At 69.6% G+C, this 21,506-nt stretch carries 21 protein-coding genes; 10 read left to right on the top strand and 11 right to left on the bottom strand.

The genetic code is table 11. From position 1 onward, the window contains the following. The first annotated feature begins 30 nt into the window (after window positions 1-30). Entirely contained in the window at window positions 31-1,095 is a 1,065-nt protein-coding gene (gene moaA, locus ACFVV0_RS07085; RefSeq protein WP_387060291.1) for a GTP 3',8-cyclase MoaA, read from the top strand. Beyond that, the gene (locus ACFVV0_RS07080; protein WP_387060288.1) at window positions 1,088-1,336 is read left to right on the top strand and encodes a MoaD/ThiS family protein; all 249 of its coding nucleotides are present in this window, start codon (window positions 1,088-1,090) and stop codon (window positions 1,334-1,336) included. The genes moaA and ACFVV0_RS07080 overlap by 8 nt, the downstream gene beginning before the upstream one ends. Window positions 1,337-1,419: 83 nt before the next feature. On the opposite strand, the gene ACFVV0_RS07075 is transcribed toward ACFVV0_RS07080, so the two are convergent. The 9 genes from ACFVV0_RS07075 to ACFVV0_RS07035 are packed head-to-tail and all read right to left on the bottom strand — an operon-like array spanning window position 1,420 to window position 9,873. Beyond that, window positions 1,420-2,478 carry a sulfate/molybdate ABC transporter ATP-binding protein gene (locus ACFVV0_RS07075; RefSeq protein ID WP_387060286.1) on the bottom strand — a complete coding sequence of 353 codons (1,059 nt, stop codon included), beginning with the start codon at window positions 2,476-2,478 and terminating at the stop codon, window positions 1,420-1,422. Then, entirely contained in the window at window positions 2,475-3,278 is an 804-nt protein-coding gene (locus ACFVV0_RS07070; RefSeq protein WP_387060284.1) for an ABC transporter permease, read from the bottom strand. The genes ACFVV0_RS07075 and ACFVV0_RS07070 overlap by 4 nt, the downstream gene beginning before the upstream one ends. 3 nt (window positions 3,279-3,281) lie before the next feature. Beyond that, entirely contained in the window at window positions 3,282-4,082 is an 801-nt protein-coding gene (gene modA / locus ACFVV0_RS07065) for a molybdate ABC transporter substrate-binding protein (RefSeq protein ID WP_387060281.1), read from the bottom strand. Window positions 4,083-4,084: 2 nt separating this feature from the next. Continuing rightward, the gene (locus tag ACFVV0_RS07060) at window positions 4,085-4,486 is read right to left on the bottom strand and encodes a molybdopterin-binding protein (protein ID WP_387060278.1); all 402 of its coding nucleotides are present in this window, start codon (window positions 4,484-4,486) and stop codon (window positions 4,085-4,087) included. Window positions 4,487-4,533: 47 nt separating this feature from the next. Continuing rightward, window positions 4,534-4,947: a molybdenum cofactor biosynthesis protein MoaE gene (locus tag ACFVV0_RS07055; RefSeq protein WP_387060276.1), complete on the bottom strand. Its 414-nt coding sequence runs from the start codon at window positions 4,945-4,947 to the stop codon at window positions 4,534-4,536. Then, entirely contained in the window at window positions 4,944-5,951 is a 1,008-nt protein-coding gene (moaCB, locus tag ACFVV0_RS07050; RefSeq protein WP_387060273.1) for a bifunctional molybdenum cofactor biosynthesis protein MoaC/MoaB, read from the bottom strand. The genes ACFVV0_RS07055 and moaCB overlap by 4 nt, the downstream gene beginning before the upstream one ends. Beyond that, window positions 5,948-7,165, bottom strand: coding sequence for a gephyrin-like molybdotransferase Glp (glp, locus tag ACFVV0_RS07045; RefSeq protein WP_387060270.1), 1,218 nt, complete (start codon window positions 7,163-7,165; stop codon window positions 5,948-5,950). The genes moaCB and glp overlap by 4 nt, the downstream gene beginning before the upstream one ends. Before the next feature lie 4 nt (window positions 7,166-7,169). Continuing rightward, entirely contained in the window at window positions 7,170-8,315 is a 1,146-nt protein-coding gene (locus ACFVV0_RS07040; protein WP_387060267.1) for a ThiF family adenylyltransferase, read from the bottom strand. A gap of 16 nt (window positions 8,316-8,331) precedes the next feature. After that, window positions 8,332-9,873, bottom strand: coding sequence for a molybdopterin-dependent oxidoreductase (locus ACFVV0_RS07035; protein ID WP_387060264.1), 1,542 nt, complete (start codon window positions 9,871-9,873; stop codon window positions 8,332-8,334). A gap of 72 nt (window positions 9,874-9,945) precedes the next feature. Between ACFVV0_RS07035 and ACFVV0_RS07030 the strand changes: the two genes are divergently transcribed. From ACFVV0_RS07030 to ACFVV0_RS07020, 3 genes are all read left to right on the top strand, one after another. Then, window positions 9,946-12,528 (top strand): DEAD/DEAH box helicase, encoded by a 2,583-nt coding sequence (locus ACFVV0_RS07030; protein WP_387060262.1) that lies wholly within the window; start codon window positions 9,946-9,948, stop codon window positions 12,526-12,528. A 161-nt stretch (window positions 12,529-12,689) separates the two neighbouring features. After that, a complete protein-coding gene (locus tag ACFVV0_RS07025) occupies window positions 12,690-13,901 on the top strand; it encodes an anion permease (RefSeq protein WP_387060260.1) in 1,212 nt (403 codons plus the stop codon). Then, window positions 13,898-14,230: a peptidase gene (locus ACFVV0_RS07020; RefSeq protein ID WP_387060257.1), complete on the top strand. Its 333-nt coding sequence runs from the start codon at window positions 13,898-13,900 to the stop codon at window positions 14,228-14,230. The genes ACFVV0_RS07025 and ACFVV0_RS07020 overlap by 4 nt, the downstream gene beginning before the upstream one ends. Before the next feature lie 87 nt (window positions 14,231-14,317). Here the strand turns inward: ACFVV0_RS07020 and ACFVV0_RS07015 are convergent, their stop codons facing one another. Beyond that, on the bottom strand, window positions 14,318-14,998 hold the full coding sequence (locus ACFVV0_RS07015; protein WP_387060254.1) for an alpha/beta fold hydrolase: 681 nt from the start codon (window positions 14,996-14,998) through the stop codon (window positions 14,318-14,320). Between the two features lie 146 nt (window positions 14,999-15,144). On the opposite strand from ACFVV0_RS07015, the gene ACFVV0_RS07010 reads away from it, so the two are divergent. After that, window positions 15,145-15,954, top strand: a complete 810-nt coding sequence (locus tag ACFVV0_RS07010) for an AraC family transcriptional regulator (protein WP_387060252.1) — start codon at window positions 15,145-15,147, stop codon at window positions 15,952-15,954. A 15-nt stretch (window positions 15,955-15,969) separates the two neighbouring features. Here ACFVV0_RS07010 and ACFVV0_RS07005 read toward each other — a convergent pair whose 3' ends face one another. Continuing rightward, window positions 15,970-17,247, bottom strand: a complete 1,278-nt coding sequence (locus ACFVV0_RS07005; RefSeq protein WP_387060249.1) for a uracil-xanthine permease family protein — start codon at window positions 17,245-17,247, stop codon at window positions 15,970-15,972. A gap of 83 nt (window positions 17,248-17,330) precedes the next feature. On the opposite strand from ACFVV0_RS07005, the gene ACFVV0_RS07000 reads away from it, so the two are divergent. The 4 genes from ACFVV0_RS07000 to ACFVV0_RS06985 all read left to right on the top strand — a co-directional run bounded on the left by ACFVV0_RS07000 (window position 17,331) and on the right by ACFVV0_RS06985 (window position 21,379). After that, on the top strand, window positions 17,331-18,791 hold the full coding sequence (locus tag ACFVV0_RS07000; protein ID WP_387061751.1) for an NCS2 family permease: 1,461 nt from the start codon (window positions 17,331-17,333) through the stop codon (window positions 18,789-18,791). A 106-nt stretch (window positions 18,792-18,897) separates the two neighbouring features. Further along, window positions 18,898-19,221, top strand: coding sequence for a DUF4190 domain-containing protein (locus tag ACFVV0_RS06995; protein ID WP_387060246.1), 324 nt, complete (start codon window positions 18,898-18,900; stop codon window positions 19,219-19,221). A gap of 82 nt (window positions 19,222-19,303) precedes the next feature. Beyond that, complete coding sequence (trmB, locus tag ACFVV0_RS06990) at window positions 19,304-19,987, top strand: tRNA (guanosine(46)-N7)-methyltransferase TrmB (protein ID WP_387060243.1); 684 nt, start codon at window positions 19,304-19,306, stop codon at window positions 19,985-19,987. A gap of 9 nt (window positions 19,988-19,996) precedes the next feature. Continuing rightward, window positions 19,997-21,379, top strand: coding sequence for an aldehyde dehydrogenase family protein (locus tag ACFVV0_RS06985; protein ID WP_387060240.1), 1,383 nt, complete (start codon window positions 19,997-19,999; stop codon window positions 21,377-21,379). Window positions 21,380-21,506: the final 127 nt, after the last annotated feature.

The raw sequence follows: 21,506 nt of genomic DNA, 5'->3' as shown, positions 1-21,506 counted from the left end.
CTACGGTCCAAGCCGGTCTAGTGTGAACAGGTGACCGCTGTCAATCTCGGACTCCCTGCCCGCCTCGCAGTGCAGAGCGCGCCGAGCCTGGCCGGCCGTCCGGATGTGCCCGGTCTGGTCGACAGGTTCGGCAGAGTCGCGCGCGACCTCCGCGTCTCGGTGACCGAGAAGTGCTCGCTGCGCTGCACGTACTGCATGCCCGCCGAGGGCCTGCCCGGCATCGCCCGCGAGCACCTGCTCACCCCGGCGGAGATCGGGCGTCTGGTCGGGATCGGGGCTCGCGACCTCGGGATCAGCGAGGTGCGGTTCACCGGAGGCGAGCCGCTGATGCGGGCCGACCTCGCCGAGATCGTCGCCCGTTCGGCGGATGCCGCGCCCGGTGTCGATCTCTCGCTGACGACGAACGGGATCGGGCTGGACCACCGCATCCGGGACCTGGTGGATGCCGGGCTCACGCGCGTCAACATCTCACTCGACACGGTCGACCGCCGCCACTTCGCGTCGCTCACGCGTCGCGACAGGCTGCCGGCGGTGCTGGCCGGCATCCGCGCCGCGCACGACGCCGGTCTCACCCCCCTGAAGGTCAATGCCGTGCTGATGCGCGAGACGCTCGCCGGCGCGCCCGAACTGCTCGCCTGGGCCATCGAGAACGACTGCCGACTGCGGTTCATCGAGCAGATGCCTCTCGACGCCGACCACAACTGGGCGCGTGACAACATGGTCACCGCCGCTTCGCTGCTCGACGTGCTTGGCACTCGGTTCATGCTCACCGAGAAGGGTCGCGACGACCCGTCCGCCCCGGCCGAGGAGTGGCTCGTGGACGGTGGGCCGGCGACCGTGGGGATCATCGCATCCGTCACCCGATCGTTCTGCGCCGCCTGCGACCGCACCAGGATCACGGCCGAGGGGACGGTGAGGTCGTGCCTGTTCGGCGACGACGAGACCGACTTGCGCGGGCTGTTGCGCGGGGGTGCCGACGACGCAGAGATCGCCCGCTGGTGGCGCGGGGCCATGTGGAACAAGCAGTCCGGACACGGCATCGACAGCCAGGGATTCGCGCCGCCGCAGCGCAGCATGGGGGCGATCGGTGGCTGAGACCGTTCTCGTGCGCTACTTCGCGGCAGCCGAAGAGGCGACCGGCCGGGCAGAGGAGCACATCGCCCTCGACGAGCCGACCCTGGGTGCGCTGCGCGAGGAACTGCTCGCGCGCTACGGATCCGGCATCGAGCGGGTGCTGCGATCGGGCTCGTTCCTCGTCGACGCTGTCGTCTCCCGAGACCCCGCGCGTCGGATCACCGCCACGGTCGACGTGCTCCCGCCCTTCGCGGGCGGCTGACCCGCCCCAGGCTGCACCCGCCGACTCGCGGCAGATCGACGTTCCGCGAGCGCGGGAAGGTCGATGTGCCGCGACTCGCGCGATCAGGCCCGGTAGAGGGAGACCGCGGTCGCGGGGAAGGTCAGGGTGACCGGGGTGCCTGGGCCGAGGGCCAGATCGGCGACGACGCCGGGCGTCGCGAGGGCTGCGTAGGAGTCGGTGCGCACGCGGACGAGGTCGCCGCGCGGTTCGAGGTCCAGCACGACGGCCGGCACGCGGTTGTCCGTGCCCGGGTCTGCGGCTGCGCCGAGCCGGCTCTCTGACGGCGCGAGACGCACCTCCGCGGGGCGGAGAGTGGCCGTGACCCGTGCATCCGTCTCGACGGGTTCGACGGCGACGGCCGTGATCGCGATGCCGCTGTCGGTGACGAGTCCGGATGCGGTGCGGCGGCCCGTGAGCAGGGTCACGCCGGTCAGTTCCGCGGTGAACTGCTCACGCGGCCGTTCCAGCACGGCTCGCGTCGGGCCCTGTTCGACGATGCGGCCGTCACGCAGCACGACGACCCGGTCGGCGAGCAGGTATGCGTCGAGCACGTCGTGGCTGACGATGACGGCGGTCCGTCCGTCGAGCACGCGCCCGAGCATCTGGCGTGCGGCCGAGGTTCCCGTCACATCCAGCGCCGAGAGCGGTTCGTCGAGCAGGAGCAGACTCGGCTCGGCCGCCAGGGCCCTGGCGATCGCGACCCGCTGCGCCTGACCCCCGGAGAGCTCCGACGGATGCCGGTCGGCGAACTCCGCGGCGTCCGCCTCGGCCAGCCAGTGTTCGCCCGTTCGGCGTGCCTCGGCACGCGAGAGGCCGGCGGTGCGCGGGCCGAACTCGACGTTGTGCCGAACCGTGAGGTGCGGGAAGAGCAGGGGCTCTTGGGCGAGCAGGGCGATCCCGCGCCGGTGGGGAGGCGTCCAGACCCGGGGGAGGTCGAAGAGGGTGCGGTCGCCCAGGGATGCGCTGCCGGCGTCCGGCCGCACGAGCCCGGCGAGCATCCCGAGCAGCGTCGACTTGCCGGCGCCGTTGGGGCCGAGGACGGCGACCGTCTCGCCCGTCGCAACGTCGAAGGACAGGTCGACGTTCCGCTCTGCGAGCGTGGCCTGCAGCTGCACGCTCACGGCGTGACCCTCCGGCGACGACGAGCGGGCTCGCCGGCTCCGTGTGCGACTGCGACGACGATGACCGCGACGACGATCAGCACGAGCGAGAGCGCCACGGCCGCATCCGGGTCGGTCTCGCGCTGGAGGTAGATCTCGAGGGGCAGGGTCCTGGTGACCCCCTGCAGGCTGCCGGCGAAGGTGAGCGTCGCGCCGAACTCGCCCAGCGCGCGGGCGAACGACAGGATGGCCCCAGACAGCAGAGCGGGCAGCACCAGCGGCATGGTCACCCGCAGCAGGACCGTGCTCGGCCGCGCTCCGAGAGTCGCGGCCACCGCCTCGTAGCGCGTTCCGGCCGTGCGCAGCGCGCCTTCCAGGCTGAGCACGAGGAACGGAAGGGCGACGAAGGTCTGCGCGAGGATGACCGCCGTGGTCGAGAATGCGACGTCGAGGACGCCCCCCAGCATCCCGCGTCGGCCGAACAGGTAGAGCAGCGCGAGACCGCCGACGACCGGCGGCAGCACGAGCGGAAGCAGCACCAGCGCTCGCAGCACACGCTGTCCCGGGAAGCGCACCCGGGCGAGCACCGCCGCCATCGGGACACCGAGCACGACGCACAGGATGGTCGCGGCGATCGAGGTGCGCAGGCTGAGCAGCAGCGCATCCACCGACGAGGGAGATGTGACCAGGGGCAGGAAGTGCGCCCAGTCGACGCGCGCGATCAGGGCGACGAGCGGAAGCAGGACGAACAGGCCGCCCAGCACAGCGAGAACGATGACCCAGCGAGGGACGCCCAACCCGTCCGAGGGGGAGGACCGCACGGCTTACGGCGCCCCGAAGCCGGCGGCTTCGAGCACCTTCCGGCCGTCGGGGCCGGTCACGAAGTCGACGAACGCGGTGGCCAGCGTGCCGTCCTTGGCGTCTTTCAGGGCGACGATCGGGTAGGTGTTGACCGTGCTCGCCGCCTCGGGGAACGGCACCGACTCGACCTTCGAGCCCGCACCCTTCACGTCGGTCACGTAGACGATTCCCGCATCCGCTTCGCCCGAGCTCACCTTGCCGAGTACGTCGGTGACCGAGGACTCCTGGCTCACCGGCGTCAGCGTCACCCCGCTCGATGCTTCGACCTTGGCCGTCGCCGCGCCGCAGGGGACCTGGGGGGCGCAGACCACGGTCTTCACGCCGGGCTTGGCGAGGTCGGCGAAGGACGTGATGTGAGCGGGGTTGCCCGGCGGCACCGCGATCGCCAGCACGTTGGTCGCGAAATCGACCGGATCTCCGGCGGTCGCTCCCGCATCGGTGGCCTTCTTCATGTTCGCCTCGTCGGCTGAGGCGAACACATCGGCGGGCGCGCCCTCGGTGATCTGAGTGACGAGGTCGGACGAGCCGGCGAAGCTGAACGACACCGTGGTCCCCGGATGCGCGGCCTCGAACTTCTTGCCGAGCTCGGTGAACGTCGCCGTCAGCGAGGCGGCGGCGAAGACGGTCGCGGTGCCGCTCAGCTCGTCGGACGCCGATGGGCTGGGCGAAGAGCTCGCCGAGCCCGCGCCCCCCGAGCAGCCGGTCGCGGCGAGGGCCAGAGCGATGGCCCCGGCGGCGGCGATGGTGACGGTGCGGATGCGCATCTTCAGTCCCTTCGAGGCGTTTCGACGATGACGGTGGTGGCTTTGACGACCGCGACGGCGACCGACCCGAGTTCGAGTCCGAGTTCGCGGACGGCCTCGGAGCTCATGAGCGAGACCACCCGATGCGGACCGCACTGCAACTCGACCTGCGCCATGACCTTGTCCACGACGATGTCGGTCACGATGCCGACGAAGCGGTTGCGGGCCGACCGCTCGACGTCCGACGGATCGACCGGAAGGACCGCATTCTGCTTGGCCAGCCGCGCGAGCTCGAGTCCGTCGACGACCGCACGGCCCGCGTCGTCTTTGGCGCTTTCGAGCATTCCGGCTTCGATCCAGCGGCGCACCGTGTCGTCACTGACCCCCAGGAACTGAGCAGCGTCCTTCACCCGAATCTGCGGCATGAATCAGATGCTACAGCCGCATCCGCGGATTGCTAAGTGTCAGCGGCTCACAGTCCGACCCATTCGGAGGCACCGTCGGCGAAATGCTGGCGCTTCCAGATCGGTACGCGCGCCTTGATGATCTCGACCAGCTCCGCGCAGGCGGCGAACGCTTCGGCGCGGTGCGGCGCAGCCACAGCCGCGATCAGAGCCAGGTCGCCGACCGTGAGCGAGCCGACGCGGTGCTCGGCGGCGACCCGCAAACCGGTGCGCTCGGCGACCGCCTCGCAGCACTCGAGCAAGAACCGCTCGGCATCCGGATGCGCGCGGTAGTCCAGGGAGACGACCCCGCGGCCGTCGTCGTGGTCGCGCACGATCCCCTGGAAGGCCACGACGGCGCCGGATTCGGCGCTCCAGACGAACTCGTCGACGGTCGATGTGTCGAGCGGGTCGGTGCTGACCCTGGCGAAGACGAAGCTCATGCGCTGTGCCCGGCGCTTCCGCGCACTTGATCGACCAGGTGGGGGAGCAGGTCGCCGAGTACGGCGAGGCCGTCGGCGACGCCGCCGCGCGAACCGGGCAGGTTGACCACGATCGTCTCGCCCGAGACACCGGCCAGCCCGCGGCTGAGCGCGGCCATGGGCGTGCTTGCGAGCCCGCGGGCGCGCAGGGCTTCCGCCACGCCGGGAAGCTCGCGGTCGAGCACCGCAGCGGTGGCCTCGGGAGTGCGGTCACCGGGCGCGACCCCGGTGCCGCCCGTGGTGATCACGACGGCGGGGTGCGCGGCGACCGCGTCGCGCACGGCTACGGCGATGTCCGCGTCTGCGACGACCCTGACGACGGGATCGGGGAAGCCGCTTCCGTCGAGCCAGGCAGCGATGACGGGTCCCGTCGTGTCCTCGCTCTCGCCGGCGGCGGCGCGGGTCGAGGAGACCAGGACGACCGCGCTGGGAGCCGGATGCACGGGCGCTATCGAATCCGCCGGAGCCGCCGCCGGGGCCGCCGCCTCGTCGTGGCGCCGCCACTCGCCGCGTTTGCCGCCGCTCTTGAACGCGAGCCGCACATCCGTGAGGCTCGCTGCAGGGTCGACCGCCTTGACCATGTCGTGCAGGGTCAGCCCTGCGACCGCGACGGCGGTGAGCGCCTCCATCTCGACACCGGTTCGGCCGGTCGTCTTAGCGGTGACCTCGATGTCGATCGTGCCGGCCTCCGCGTCGAGTTCGAAATCAATGCTCACCGCGTTCAGAGGCAGCGGATGGCACAGGGGGATGAGCTCAGAGGTGCGTTTCGCCCCGCCGATCCCGGCGATGCGCGCGGTGGCGAGCACGTCGGCTTTGGGAAGGTCGTCGGCGCGAACGAGCCGCACCACCTCGGGGGTGGTCACGAAACGACCGCGCGCCACGGCGATCCGGGCGGTCTCGGGTTTGCCGCCGACGTCGACCATCCTGGCCCGTCCGTCGCCGTCGAGGTGGGTGAGCTCGCTCATAGCGTCCAGACTGTCACGTCGGTGCCGGCCGTGAGGTCGACCGCGTCGGCCGGGACATCGATCAGCACGTCGGCCCGCGCCATTCCGGCGACGAGGTGCGAACTCGGCCCCGAGACCTGCTCGACGAGCGAGGGCTCCGTCAGCCGGCCCCGTAAGAACTGGCGCTTGCCGGCGATCGAGTGGATCGGTGCCGCCAGCGCTGCCTGCGCCGTCACTGCTGCGGGCAGGCCGGCCGCCTGGAGCAGGAGGCCGCGCACGAACACCGTGAACGACACCTGCGTGCTCACCGGGTTTCCCGGGAAGCAGACGACCGGCACGTCGTGCACCACCGCGGTCGCCTGCGGCCCGCCCGGCTGCATGGCGATCGTCGTCACCTCCGCTCCCAGCGGCTCGAGAACATCGCGCACCACCTCGAACGCGCCCTTCGAGATGCCTCCGGAGGTCAGGACCAGATCGCTCGCGGCGACCGCCGCATCCAGAACCTTCCGGAAGGCGGCCGGATCGTCGTCGCTGGTACCGCGGTAGGAGACGGATGCGCCGGCCTGTTCGACCAGCGCTGCCAGCGCGATCCCGTTCGCGTCGAAGATCTGCCCGAATTCGGCGGGGCGGTCGTCGCGAACGAGCTCGGATCCGGTCGTCAGGATCCCGACCCGCACCGGCTCCCGAACGGTCACCTGCGCGACTCCGGCGGCAGCGAGGGCCGCCAGATGCCGTGGTCCCAGCCGGGTTGCAGCCGGAACGATGACTTCGCCCTGCCGAAGGTCGCTCCCTCGCTCGCGCACGTACTCGCCGGGTAGCCGCGACCGTTTGATCTCGACCACGGCCCCGGTCAGGTCGTCGTCGCGGCCGAGTATCAGTTCGGTGTCCTCGACCGGAACGATCGCGTCGGCCCCCTCGGGCACGGGCGCACCGGTCATGATGCGGATGGCCGTTCCCGAGATCAGCACCACCGGGATCGTGTGCCCGGCGGGGATGTCGCCGCTCACCTCGAGGGCGACGGGCACGGTGGCGACGTCCGCCGCGCGCACCGCGAAGCCGTCCATCTGCGAGTTGCGGAAGAACGGGAGGTCGACGGGTGAAGGCACGTCGTCGGCGACGACCCGGCCGAGCGCGTTCTCGAGCGGGACGAGTTCGGTGGCACGAGCGGCGAGAGCCGGAGCCAGCAGCGCGGCGATATGGGCGGCGTGCTGGTCGACCGTGGTCCGGGAGGTCATGGGTTCAGTATCGCGCGAGGTCGTGGTCGATGTCCCGTGCCCAGGCGTCGATTCCACCGGTCAGCACCCGGCCGCTCACTCCCGCGGAGGCCAGCCGCTCGCGTGCCAGCTCGGCGCGCGGACCGTGGTGGCACACGATCACGAGCGGGTCGTCGCCGAGGCGTTCCGCGACCCCGAGCGGGTCGCGGAGAACGACTCCGAGCGGGACGAGCAGGGTACCCGGGATCTCGGCGACATCCGCCTCCCAGGGCTCCCTGACGTCGATCAACGTCACGGGCGCGTCGGCGAGGAGAAGGGCCTGCAACTCCGCCGGGGTGATGGCGGCCCGCGAGTCCGTGGCGAGCGAGTCCGTGGCGGGCGGCTCCACGGCCAGCGCCGTGACCGGCACGCCCTCGGGGTCACGTTCGTAGCGCAGTTCGCGGAAGCCGGCGCGGAGAGCGTCGTGGACCAGCACCCGGCCGAGCAGCGGATCCCCGACGCCGGTCACCAGCTTGATCGCCTCGCTCACCAACACCCCGCCGACGACCGCGCACACGGACGGAAGGGCGCCGGCCTCTGCGCAGCTGAGCACACTCCCGGGTTCGGGCGGGAGCGGAAACAGATCGCGGTAGTGCGGGCCGTGCTCCGCCCAGCTGACGCCGATCTGCCCGCCGAACTGATCGACCGCGCCCCAGACCACCGGGATCCCCGCGAGCACGGCCGCGTCGTTCACGAGGTAGCGGGTCTCGAAGTTGTCGCTGCCGTCGAGCACCAGGTCGAAGCCGTCCAGGATGTCCAGCGCGTTCCCGGCCGTCAGCATCGTCTCGAAGGTGCGGACCACGGTCTCGGCGTCGAGGGCTGTGACCGCCCTGGCGGCCGAGTCGACCTTGGCGTTGCCGACCTCGGCCGGCGTGTGGATGCTCTGCCTCGGCAGATTGCTCGTCTCCACCCGGTCGCCGTCGACGATGCCGATGGTGCCGAATCCTGCAGCGGCGAGCGCCGGGAGCACCGCGCTGCCGAGCCCGCCGGCGCCGACCACGAGCACGCGGGCGTTGCGGATGCGGCGCTGAGCGAGCATCCCGAAGCCGGGGAGGACAGCGGTGCGGGCGTAGCGTTCCTGCCGTTCGGGCGGGAGGTCCGGACCGGGCTCGACAAGGGGCGGAATGGCCATGCCTCCAGGCTAACGATTACGCGACGGTGACGGTGATCCGGTGCAGCCCGGTGGCGCCGTTGGGGACGACGTCGGCCACCTTCGAGGTCTGCACGAGCCCGTTCGCGTCGGTGGCGCGCACCCGGATGCTGTGCGTGCCCTTCGTGGCCGGCCACGCGTACTTCCACTGGCGCCAGGTGTCGATCGAGATCGCGTCGGCGAGGTCGGCCTGCTGCCACGGGCCATCGTCGATCTGCACGTGCACGGCGCTCACACCGACGTGCTGCGACCAGGCGACCCCGGCCACGGCGACGGTTCCCGCGGCGACCTGGCTGCCGGCGGACGGCACGTCGATGCGGGATTCGAGCTTGACGGGGCCGCGCTGCGACCAGCCGCGGTCGGTCCAGTACGAGGTCGCCTTGTCGAAGCGGGTGACATCGAGTTCGACGACCCACTTGGTGGCCGAGACGTAGCCGTAGAGCCCGGGCACGACCATCCGCACCGGGTACCCGTGCTCGAGCGGCAGGGGCTGCCCGTTCATCCCCACCGCGAGGATGGCGTTCCGTTCGTCGGTCAAGGCCTCGATCGGCGTTCCGGCGGTCCAGCCGTCCTGGCTCTTCGACAGCACCATGTCGGCGCCCGAGGTCGGCTTCGCCCGGGCGAGCAGATGCCGGATGGGGTAGCCCAGCCAGGTCGCATTGCTGATCAGGTTGCCGCCGACCTCGTTGGAGACGCACGCGAGGGTCGTGGTGCTCTCTTCGAGCGGCAGCTTCAGAAGCTCGGCGAAGGTCAGCTCGACCTCGTTCTCGACCATCCCGGTGATCTTGAGGCGCCAGTTCGCCGGGTCGATACCCGGGATCTGCAGCGCCGTGTCGATGCGGTAGAAGTCGGCGTTCGGCGTGATGACCGGCGAGAGGCCGGGGATGTCGAACGATGCGCCCGCCGGGATGGGCGGAGCCGTCACCGCGGGCGACGGAAGGTGGAAGGCGGCACGCGCAGCCGTGGCCGCGCGGTAACCGGATGCGACGACCTGCCCCACGATCACGGCGAGGACGCCGCCTGCCGCGGTCGCGCCCGTCGCCGTGACGAATCTGCGCCGGGTGACCGAACCGTTCGGGGCGACCCGGCTCGGGGTGGTGCCGCGCAGCATCCACGTCAGCGAGGCGAGCGTGAGGATGCCGACCACCGCGGTGATCACTGACGGAACGACGTCCAGCCAGTCGGCACCTGCGCGCGTCGACGCGGCCAGCACGCCGAGCGCGCCACCGACGCCGATCAGGATGCGCCCGAGCGGCGGCCTCCGCCACTCGAGCCATCCGGCCAGCCCCGCCCCGACGAGGATCACGACCCCGAGGCTGACGACCAGCACGACCTTGTCGCCCGTTCCGAACAGCGCGATGACCGCATCCTTCAACCACGCGGGCACCAGGTCGATGACCAGTGCGCCGACGACCAGTACCGGACTGCCGTTCTGCACGAAGAACGCACTGACGAGCTCTCCCGCCCCGACACCGGCGAGCACACTAGCGACGCCGGCCGCTGCCGAGCGCCAGAACGACGCGCGATCCAACCTCACCATGTCGTGAGGCTAGGACGGCAACCTGTGACTCAGGCGAAAGGCACGCGCGATGCGTGGGAGGCTTGGTGGACCATGCCAGACGCAGAACAGTCCGTCGCCGCTCGCCGCCTCCGGGTGCAGGACATCCCCGGATACGCGGGCCCAGGCTCCTTCGACGACGACGCGGTCTACGAGACCTTCGTCTCGTGGGCCGAGGCAGGCGGGATCAGCCTGTACCCGGCACAGGACGAGTCCGTCATCGAGATCGTTTCGGGTGCGAACCTCATCCTGAGCACACCCACAGGAACCGGCAAGTCGCTCGTCGCCGTCGCGGCGCATTTCGCCGCGTTGGCCCACGGGGAACGGAGCTTCTACACGGCTCCGATCAAGGCGCTCGTCTCGGAGAAGTTCTTCGCTCTCGTCGAGATCTTCGGCGCCGAGAACGTCGGCATGATGACGGGGGACTCGTCGGTCAACGCCGATGCGCCGATCATCTGCTGCACGGCTGAGATCCTGGCCAACCTGGCGCTGCGCCACGGCGAGGACACGCCGGTCGGCCAGGTGGTGATGGACGAGTTCCACTTCTACGCCGACCCTGACCGGGGCTGGGCCTGGCAGGTGCCACTGCTCACGCTGCCGCGGGTCCAGTTCATCCTCATGTCCGCCACGCTCGGCGACGTGAGCGACCTCGCCACCGATCTGAGCCGCAGGACCGCGCGCGAGACCGCGATCGTCACGGGCGTCGAGCGACCGGTTCCCCTGCACTTCTTCTACGAGGTCACCCCGGCGCACGAGACGGTCGAGGACCTCCTGAGCACCGGGCAGGCTCCGATCTACATCGTGCACTTCTCTCAGCTGGCCGCCCTGGAACGCGCGCAGGCCCTCTCGAGCGCGCGCATCGCATCCCGCGAGCAGAGGGATGCGATCGCCGAACTCATCGGGGAGTTCCGGTTCACGACCTCGTTCGGCAAGACCCTGTCGCGGCTGCTGCGCCAGGGTATCGGCGTGCACCACGCCGGCATGCTGCCCAAATACCGCAGGCTCGTCGAACAGCTCGCCCAGCGCGGGATGCTCCGGGTCATCTGCGGAACGGACACGCTCGGGGTCGGCATCAACGTGCCGATCCGCACGGTGATGTTCACCGCCCTGACCAAATTCGACGGCACCCGGATGCGCCAGCTCAACGCCCGCGAGTTCCACCAGATCGCGGGACGCGCCGGACGCGCCGGCTACGACACGGCGGGAACGGTCGTCGCCCAGGCGCCGGAGCACGAGAGCGACAACATCAAGGCGATCGAGAAGGCCGGCGACGATCCGAAGAAGCGCCGCAAGATCGTGCGCAAGAAGGCGCCGGAGGGTTTCGTCTCCTGGGGCGAGCCGTCGTTCCGCAAGCTGATCGACGCCGAGCCGGAGACGCTCACGTCGTCGATGCAGATCACGAGTGCGATGCTCATCAACATCGTCGGGCGCGGCGGCGATGTGTTCGAGCACGTCCGCTCGCTGGTGTTCGACAATCACGAGCCGTGGAAGCGTCAGCTGGCCCTCGCGCGCCGGGCACTCGGGCTGTACCGCTCGCTGCTGACGGCCGGGGTGGTGGAGAACGTGGGCGGTCGCATCCGGCTCACCGTCGACCTGCAGCCGAACTTCGCGCTCAATCAGCCGCTTTCCCCGTTCGCGCTCGCCGCATTCGAACTCTTCGACGTCGAATCGCCCGAGTACGCGCTCGACATCGTCTCGGTGGTCGAGGCGACGCTGGACGATCCGCGCCCCGTGCTGTCGGCGCAGCAGTTCCAGGCGCGCGGCGAGGCCGTCGCGGCCATGAAGGCCGAGGGGGTGGAGTACGACGACCGGATGGAGGCGCTCGAGGCGGTCACGCATCCGAAGCCCCACGACGAGCTGCTGCACGAGGCGTTCGTCACCTACGCGGGAAGCCAGCCGTGGGTCACCGACTTCGAGCTCAGCCCCAAAGCGGTCGTACGCGACCTGTACGAGCGGGCGATGACGTTCGGGGAGTACATCGCGTTCTACAAGCTCGCGCGCTCGGAAGGCGTCGTGCTGCGCTACCTGTCCGACGCGTACCGGGCGCTCGGACAGACGGTTCCGCTCGAACTGCGCACCGACGACCTCCGCGACCTCATCGAGTGGCTGGGCGAGCTGGTGCGCCAGGTCGACTCGAGCCTGCTGGACGAGTGGGAGGAGCTCATCCACCCGGATGCCGCCAGGCACGCCGCCGAGTCGACCGAGATCGCGCCCCCGGCGCCGCGCAACGTCACGACCAATCGGCGCGCGTTCTCCGTGCTCGTGCGCAATGAACTGTTCCGCCGGGTGCAACTCGCAGCGCTCGACAGAGTGGAGGAGCTCGGCGCGCTCGAAACCGAGGCGGCCGGGCTCGCCGGAGCGGCGGCCCCGTCGTTCACCGCGCTCGACTGGGATGAAGCGCTGGAGTCGTACTACGACGACCACGACGCCATCGGCACGGATGCCGCGGCCCGTTCCGCCGCCATGCTGGTCGTCGACGAGACCCCCGCAGCGGCGGACGGCGTGTGGCGGGTGCGGCAGATTCTCGCCGACCCGGCGGGAGACCACGACTGGGGGATCAGCGCCGATGTACTGCTCGGTGCTTCCGCGGAAGCGGGCGTCGCCGTGCTGCGGATCACAGCGGTCGACCGGTTCTGACGACCGGAGTGCGCCCGATCCCGAATTGACCTGCACGCGAGGGCGTGTGATTATCGTCGTGGTCGCGCATCAGCGCCAGGTCATTCGCATGAAATCCCGATGAATCGTTGGCGCGGGATGGACTGTGCTTCGAAACGACACTGCACCCTGGAAAGGCGCCGGTGGATCTCACCCTCATCGTCGTACTGGTCATCGCACTGGCCCTCTTCTTCGACTTCACCAACGGCTTCCACGACACCGCGAACGCGATGGCGACACCGATCGCGACCGGAGCCATGCGGCCGAAGGTGGCCGTTGCGCTCGCCGCGGTGCTGAATCTCGTCGGAGCCTTCCTCTCGACGGAGGTCGCCAAGACCATCTCGGGCGGCATCATCAACGAGGGCGAGGGCGGCGTGCAGATCACGCCCGAACTGATCTTCGCGGGTCTGGTCGGGGCGATCATCTGGAACATGGTCACCTGGCTGCTCGGTCTGCCGTCGTCGTCGAGTCACGCACTCTTCGGCGGCCTGATCGGCGCAGCGATCGTCGGCGTCGGGTTCGGGGCCGTCGACTTCCTCGTGGTGCTCGACAAGGTCATCCTGCCGGCCATCATCGCTCCCGTGACGGCGGGTGTGGTCGCGTACTCCGCCACCAAGCTGGCGTATTGGATCACGCGACGCTACGACGGGCGACCGGATGGGCGCGGCGGCTTCCGCTACGGCCAGATCTTCTCGTCGTCACTGGTGGCGCTCTCGCACGGCACCAACGACGCGCAGAAGACGATGGGCGTCATCACCCTCACCCTGATCTCCGCGGGTCTGCAGACGGCCGGCTCGGGCCCCGAGCCCTGGGTGGTCGTCTCGTGTGCGCTCGCCATCGCGATCGGAACGTACTCGGGCGGCTGGCGCATCATCCGCACCCTCGGTCGCGGCCTCACCGAGGTCAAGCCGGCGCAGGGCTTCGCCGCCGAGACCAGCACGGCCGCGACCATCCTCGCATCCAGCCATCTCGGCTTCGCACTGTCGACCACCCAGGTGGCCTCGGGATCGGTCATCGGCTCCGGACTCGGCCGCCGGGGAGCCTCCGTGCGGTGGGGGACGGCCGGCAGGATCGCGCTCGGCTGGCTGCTCACGCTGCCCGCGGCGGGGCTCGTGGGCGGGGTCGCCGCGTTCCTCGCGGGATTCGGTCCCCTCGGCATCCTGATCGACACCGTGCTCGCCGTGGCCGTCATCACGACGATCTTCGTGCTCTCGCGGCGCAGCAGTGTGCGCAGTGAGAACGCCGTCGCGCCCGTGCAGGGCGCCAGCGAGGTCGCCGCTTCGGGACGCGCCGTCCGGATCAAGAAGGTCAAGCCGCTGAAGAAGCCGCGCGACCCGAAGAAGGAGTCAGCATGATCGACTGGGGAGCCTTCTTCGTCGTCTTCGTCGCCTCTCTCGCAGGGTCCTGCGTCGTGGTGTCGTTCTACGCTCTCGGCACGCGTCTTCTCGCGGTCGCCGGCCGCGCACCATACGTGGAGCCGGTCGAGTTCACGGATGCGATCACCGTCATCTCCCCGGAGGAGGCGGCGCGCGCCGCCAAGAAGGCGCGCAAGGCCACGAAGAAGAACCCGCTCACCGATGGGCAGAAGCGCACGGCCGTCGCAGGCGCCTACGCGTGCTTCACGCTGTGCGGAGCCGCGGTGCTCTACGGCCTGTACCTGATCATCCCGTTCTTCCACCAGTAGCACCGACCCCCGGACACAACGGGGCCGCGCGGACAAAGGCGTCCACGCGACCCCGTTGTACGTGTCGCCCGAATTCTCCTGCCCGCCTTACACGTCGAGCAGCAGGGCGGCGACGGCCTCGGGTGCCTCTCGCATGGCGTTGTGGCCGGTGGGGAGGTCGTGGACCTGCCACTCGGGATCGGCGTCGAGTCGGGCGCGGAGCTCGGCGAACGGCGTGCGGTCCTCCCATCCGGAGCAGTAGACGAACTCACGGCGGGGGACCTCCGCGTGCGCGCCGGTGAGCCGGATCTTCTGCGAGAGCGAGGCGAAGGGATGCGGGCGGCGTCGGGGATCGCCGCCGTTCGGCGCACGGAACGGGGGTTCGACGGCGTAGCCGGTGGCCGCGGCGCCGGCGACGAAGTCCTGCCGGTACTGCTCGGACGTCGACGACCAGCACGACTCGCCGTCCCGCGGGACGTAGGCGTCGAGGTGAACCAGTCGTGAGACCCTGCCCTCTGCACGGTCGGCGGCAGCCGCGATCACCATTCCGGCGTAGCTGTGGCCGACCAGAGTCGCGCTGCTGATGCGAGCGCGATCGAGGAGCCCCAGGACGTCGTCTGCGTGGGTGTCGAGGTTGGCGGCCGCGACCGTCGCTGCGTCGTCGTTGGGCCGGAGACCGGTGAGGGTCAGGGCGTGGACGGTGTGGCCGGCGCGCTCCAGCAGGGGTACCACAGACTCGAAGGCCCAGCCGCCGTGCCACGCACCGGGCACGAGGACGAATGTCGCCATGTTTCTTGCTTCCTTTCCATTCGAGATCTCGATCTCGTTCTGATCGAAGACCGTTCGCGAAAATCAGTGTGACCGTGACCGGTCCTGGCTGGCGACCGATAGAATGCCAATCGATGCCCGCTCGCCGCCAATCTCCCCAGACCAGCGTGACCTCACACCTGTGGGCGTCCGGTGGGCGGCACCTCTGGCCGTCCGGGGGAACGAGCAGTCTGCAGTCTCACAGCCGTGGACACCTGGTCTACGCCGCGAGCGGCGTTCTGGCCGCGCACACCGAGGGCGGCACGTCGATCGTCCCCGCCAACCGCGTCGCGTGGATCCCCGCGGGTTTCACCCACTACCACCGAGCCCACGGCGACACCGACATGCGCATCGTCTTCCTCGCGCCGGACCTTGCCGGGCTCCTACCCGGTCGTCCCACGGTGTTCCTGGCCTCCGGACTCGCCCGCGAAGCCCTGCTCGCCCTGACCGGCCCCCGCAACGACGACCAGGCCGGGCCCGACGACAGTCGCCCCGCCCACGCCCGGCTCCTACGCGTGCTCGTCGACGAGCTCCGCGAAGCGCAGGAACAACCCCTGCACCTGCCCGAACCGCACGATGACCGACTGCAAGCCATCGCCCGGATGCTGCACGAAGACCCTGCGGACAACACCCCACTGGCCGAACTCGGACGCAGGATCGGAGCCAGCAGCCGCACGCTCAGCCGCCTGTTCCGCACCGAACTCGGCATGACCTTCTACGAGTGGCGCACCCAGCTGCGCATCTACCACGCGCTCATCTTCCTCGCCGATGGATGCGACACCACCCAGACCGCCTACGCCTGCGGATGGGCGAACCCCAGCAGCTTCATCACCGCGTTCACCGCGATCCTCGGCACGACCCCGGGACGCTACCGGACCGGTCGTCAGAACACCGCGCGCGTGCCGCAGCACCCGACCGGGCGCACCTCGCCGAGCTGACGCGCATCCGCCTCGTCAGTCGGTGCCGCGGAGGCGCGCGACCGTACGCATGAGGTGGTACACGACGATCGCTGCGATGGTGCCGAGGGCGATGCCGTTGAAGGTGAGCTGGCCGATGTTGAGCGTGAAGTCCGCGATTCCGACGATGAGCGCCGTTGCCGCCGTGAACTGGTTCACCGGCTTGGAGAAGTCGACTTTGTTGTCCATCCAGATCTTGACGCCGATGATGCCGATGAGTCCGTAGAGAGCCGTCGTCACACCGCCGAGCACGCCCGCGGGGATCGTGTTGATCACGGCACCGACCTTGGGGGAGAGCCCGAGCAGCACGGCGACGATGCCCGCCACCCAGTACGCGGCGGTGGAGTACACCTTCGTCGCGGCCATCACGCCGATGTTCTCGCCGTACGTCGTCGTTCCCGAGCCACCGAAGAGGCCGGCGATCGTGGTCGCCAGGCCGTCGGCGAAGAGAGCGCGGCCGGTGAGCTTGTTGACCGACGGGTCGGTGAGTTGTGCCACGCCCCGGATGTGTCCGACGTTCTCGGCGACCAGCACGAGCACCACGGGCAGGAAGGCGGGCAGGATGCCGAAGGTCTGGGCGGGGAACTGGAACGGGTTCGCGGCGAGGGTGAACTGAGGGAGACCGATCCAGTCGGCCTCTGCGACGGCCGAGAAGTCGACCTGGCCGGCGAACACGGCGAACACATAGCCGACCGCGACGCCGACGAAGATCGACAGACGCCCGAGCATGCCCTTGAACAGCACGGTGCACAGGATGACCGCGAGCAGGGTCACGAGGGCCGTCCAGGGCGCTTTGACGAAGTTGTCGCGGGCCGCGGGCGCCAGGTTGAAGCCGATCAGCGCGACGATCGCACCGGCCACGACCGGCGGCATGAGCGCGTCGATCCAGCCCGTGCCCGTGAGGATCACGATTCCGCCGACGATGGCGAGCAGCACGCCGACCGCCACGATCCCGAAGAGGGCGCTGCCCATCCCGTTGCTCGCCGTCGCCGCCGTGATGGGCGCGATGAACGCGAACGACGACCCGAGGTAGCTCGGCAGCTTGTTGCCGGTGATCAGCAGGAACAGGATCGTGCCGATTCCGGAGAACAGCAGCGTGGTGCTCGGCGGGAAGTGCGTGAGCACCGGCACGAGGAACGTCGCGCCGAACATGGCGACCACGTGCTGAGCTCCGAGACCGATCGTTCTCGGCCAGGTGAGCCGTTCGCCGGGCAGGACGATCTCCGACGCCCCCACGTTCTTGCCGTCACCGTGCAGTTTCCAGGGCAGTGCCATCGATGTCCTTCGTGTCGAGATGGGCTCTAGGCTTGTCCGGACGCGATCCGCGTGACAGCCCCTACGAGATACTACGGGAGACCATCATTTCCGCACCGGCCAGACCCGCCTCGCCCGCGCCGACCCTCAAGGGGCGGCTCGACGGCTTCTTCGAGATCACCAAACGCGGCACGACCTGGGCGACCGAGGTTCGCGGTGGGGTACTGACGTTCGTGACGATGGCGTACATCGTCATCCTCAACCCCCTCATCCTGGGCGGCACACCGGATGTGGCGGGGCACTCCCTGCAGGGGACCCAGGTCGCCGCGGTGACCGCGCTCAGCGCCGGTTTCATGACGGTGCTCTTCGGGCTGATCGCTCGTCTGCCCTTCGCGTTCGCGGCCGGCCTCGGCATCAACTCATTCCTCGCCGTCAGCGTGGTGCAGGTGCTCACCTGGCCGGAGGCGATGGGTCTGGTCGTGATCAACGGACTCATCATCGTGCTCCTCGCCGCGACCGGACTGCGCCGCCTGATCTTCAATGCCGTGCCCGCGCAGCTGAAGACGGCGATCACTGTCGGAATCGGCCTCTTCATCGCGTTCATCGGGTTCGTCGACAGCGGCTTCGTCCGGTCGACGAACCTCGCGTCACCGCCGGTGCAGCTCGGCGAGGCCGGCTCCATCGCCACGGTGCCGACCCTGATCTTCCTGCTCGCCTTGGTGATCATGGGAGTTCTGATGGCGCGCAAGGTCAAGGGCGCGCTGCTGATCGGGATCGTCGCTGCCACCGTCGTTGCGATCATCGTCGAGGCGATCGTCCACGTCGGTCCCTCGCTGGGGGGCAAGAACCCGGCCGGCTGGAACCTCACCGTGCCGCAGCTCCCGACGTCGCTCGTCTCCCTCCCGGATCTCAGCCTGGTCGGTCAGGTGGACCTCTTCGGCTCGTTCGGCCGGATCGGTGCGCTCGCCGCGGTGATGCTCATCTTCACGCTGGTCTTCACCAACTTCTTCGACGCGATGGGCTCGATGACCGGGCTCGCGCGTTCGGCCGGACTGGCGGCCGACGACGGCACTTTCCCGCGCCTGCAGTCCGCGCTGATCGTCGAGGGCGTCGGGGCTGTCGTCGGCGGTGCGACGTCCTCGTCGTCGAACACGGTGTTCGTCGAGTCCGCCTCCGGCATCGGTGAGGGCGCCAAGACCGGCTTCGCGAGCGTCATCACCGGTGTGCTCTTCCTGCTCGCGATGTTCTTCACCCCGCTGACCCAGGTGGTGCCGCTCGAGGTGGCGGCCGCCGCCCTGGTCGTCGTCGGCTCTCTGATGGTGGTGCAGATCCGTCACATCGACTTCAGCGAGTTCTCCAGTGTGCTGCCCGTGTTCCTCACGATCATCGTCATGCCGCTGACCTACTCGATCGCGAACGGCATCGGCGTCGGCTTCATCAGCTGGGTGATCATCCGCTCACTGGCAGGGAAGGCGCGCGAGATCAGCCCGCTGCTGTGGATCGTGGCCGCCGGATTCCTGGTCTACTTCGCCCGCGGACCGATCGAGGCGGTGTTGCCCCACTGAGGATTCGGGGGTTCCCCTGAGAGGAATCGGGGGATATCCCGATGGTGGTCCGAACGGCCCGCCGGTTGACTTGGGAGTACCAAAACAACCGAGGAGACCCGTCACCATGACAAACGTCGCAGACCACCAGGCACCGTATGCCGCCTATGCGGCACCCACCGCCACCCCGCAGCCCGAGAGCAAAACGCTCAGCATCACCAGCCTCGTGCTCGGACTCGCCTCCATCGTCTTCAGCTGGACCTTCATCGCGCCGATCGCCGGACTCGTGCTCGGCATCCTGGCCCTCAAGCAGGAGCCGGCGAGCAAGACCATGGCCGTCTGGGGCATCGTGCTCAACGCTGTGATGCTGGCGGGCGCCGTGTTCATCGCCCTGGCAGCCATCGTCGGCGCCGGCATCGGACTCGCGTTCCTGCCGTTCGCGTTCCTGTAGGCCCCACCCTTTCGACGCCCTCCGGACGGCTTCCCGGAGGGCGTCGATCTTTTGTCCCCGCCGGAACTGGGAGACTGGTCGGGTGGAGAATCCGACCCGCCCGCGCAGTTTCGTCACCCGTGGACGCAAGACCGAGGCCCAGCAACGCGCCCTCGACGAGCTCTGGCCGGTCTACGGGATCGACCACGGGAAGGGGCCGCTCGCTCTCGACGAGCTGTTCGGTCGTCACGCGGAGCGTGTCGTCGAGATCGGATTCGGCGACGGAGAGAACCTGCTCGCGCTCGCGGCCCTGCATCCGGAACGCGACTTCGTCGGAGTCGAAGTGCACGGCGCCGGGGTCGGCCGCACGCTCAACGAGGCGAACATCCGGGGCCTCACGAATCTGCGTGTGATCCGTCACGACGCGGTCGAGGTGCTCGAAGACGACCTCCCCGCGGCGAGCATCGACGAGGTGCTGATCTTCTTCCCCGACCCGTGGCCCAAATCCCGCCACCACCGGCGACGGCTTGTACAGCCGGCCTTCGCCGAGCTGCTCGCGCGAGTGCTCAAGCCGGCCGGTGTGCTGCGACTGGCCACCGACTGGGAGGACTACGCCGCGCACATGATCGGGGTGCTGGATGCGTGCGAGGGCCTCGTGAACGCCGCCGGCCCCGGCGGCTTCGTCGCGCGGCCGGAGGACCGCCCGGTCACCCGGTTCGAACGCCGCGGCGAACGCCTCGGACACGCGATCAAGGATTTGGAATACCGAGCCGTGGCTCGGCCCTAGGATTGCGGGATGACCCTGGCTCAGACCGTCGAAGCTCTCCGCCACACCTCCGTATCGGGCATCACCAAGCCGTTGTCGTGGCGGCTCGCCCAGCTGGCGTCCCTGCGCCGCATGCTCACCGAGCGCTCCGCCGAGTTCGAGGATGCCCTGCTCGCCGACCTCGCGAAGAACCCGACCGAGTCGCAGATCGCCGAGATCGGGTTCGTCGTCGGCGAGATCGACCATGTCGTGAGGCATCTGCGGCGGTGGCTGCGCCCGCGTCGTGTCGCGGTGCCGGGCGCACTGCTGCCTGCCCGCGCCTCCATCGTCAGGGAACCACTCGGCGTCGTCCTCGTGATCGCTCCTTGGAACTACCCGGTGCAGCTGCTGCTCGCGCCTGTCGTCGGCGCCATTGCAGCGGGCAATGCCGTCGTCCTAAAGCCCAGCGAGCTCGCTCCGGCGACGTCGGCCGTGATGGCCCGCCTGGTCCCCGAGTATCTGGACCCGCGTGCTGTCGCGGTCGTCGAGGGCGGCGTCGAGGAGACGACCGAGCTGCTGGAGCAACGGTTCGACCACATCTTCTATACGGGCAACGGACGGGTCGGGCGCATCGTCGCGGCCGCCGCCGCTCGCAACCTCACCCCGGTCACCCTGGAGCTCGGCGGCAAGTCGCCGGTGTACATCGACGACACGGTCGACATCGACGCCGCAGCACAGAGGATCGCCTGGGGCAAGTTCCTGAATGCCGGCCAGACCTGTGTGGCCCCGGACTACATCCTCGCGACGGCGGCCGTTGCCGACCGGCTCGCCCCCGCTCTGGAGCGTGCCGTGCGCGCGCTCTACGGCGAGGACCCCTCCACGAGCCCCGACTACGGCCGCATCGTCAACGAGCCGCATTTCGAGCGCCTCGCCGGGATGCTGGATGCGGGCACCGTCGTCACCGGCGCATCCACCGACCCGGCGTCCCGCTACGTTGCCCCGACCGTGCTCGCGGATGTGCCCCGCGACGCGCCCCTGATGCGTGAGGAGATCTTCGGTCCTATCCTGCCGATCGTGACCGTGTCGGGGCTCGACGACGCCATCTCGGTGATCACCTCCGGCGACAAGCCGCTCGCTCTCTACGTCTTCAGCGAGAGCACCAGGGTGCGCAAGCGCATCCTCACGGAGACCAGCTCGGGAGCGGTCGGCTTCGGCGTTCCGGCCGCCCATCTGGCCGTCGGAGGCCTGCCGTTCGGCGGCGTCGGCGACAGCGGCAGCGGCGCCTATCACGGCGAGAATTCGCTGCGCACGTTCAGCCACGAGAAGGCGGTGCTGACCAAGTCGCTGAAACCCGACACCCTGAAGCTCATCTATCCGCCGTACACCGAGGCGAAGGACAGGTTCGCGCGCGGTCTCCTCCGCAGACTCGGCTGACCCGGAATGCTCCCGCCACTGCCAGGGGAGCGCGGTAGCCTAGAGGTGTCGATGGCCACGAACCGTCGACGACAGCAGTCTGCCAACGCACAACGAGAGGCAATGGAGCCACCGTGATTTCCCCGAG

Origin of the sequence: Leifsonia sp. NPDC058230, assembly GCF_042882245.1 — a bacterium.
GTDB lineage: Bacteria > Actinomycetota > Actinomycetes > Actinomycetales > Microbacteriaceae > Leifsonia.
Note: the sequence above shows the minus strand (reverse complement) of the source record. Positions and strands in the feature narration are given on the sequence as shown.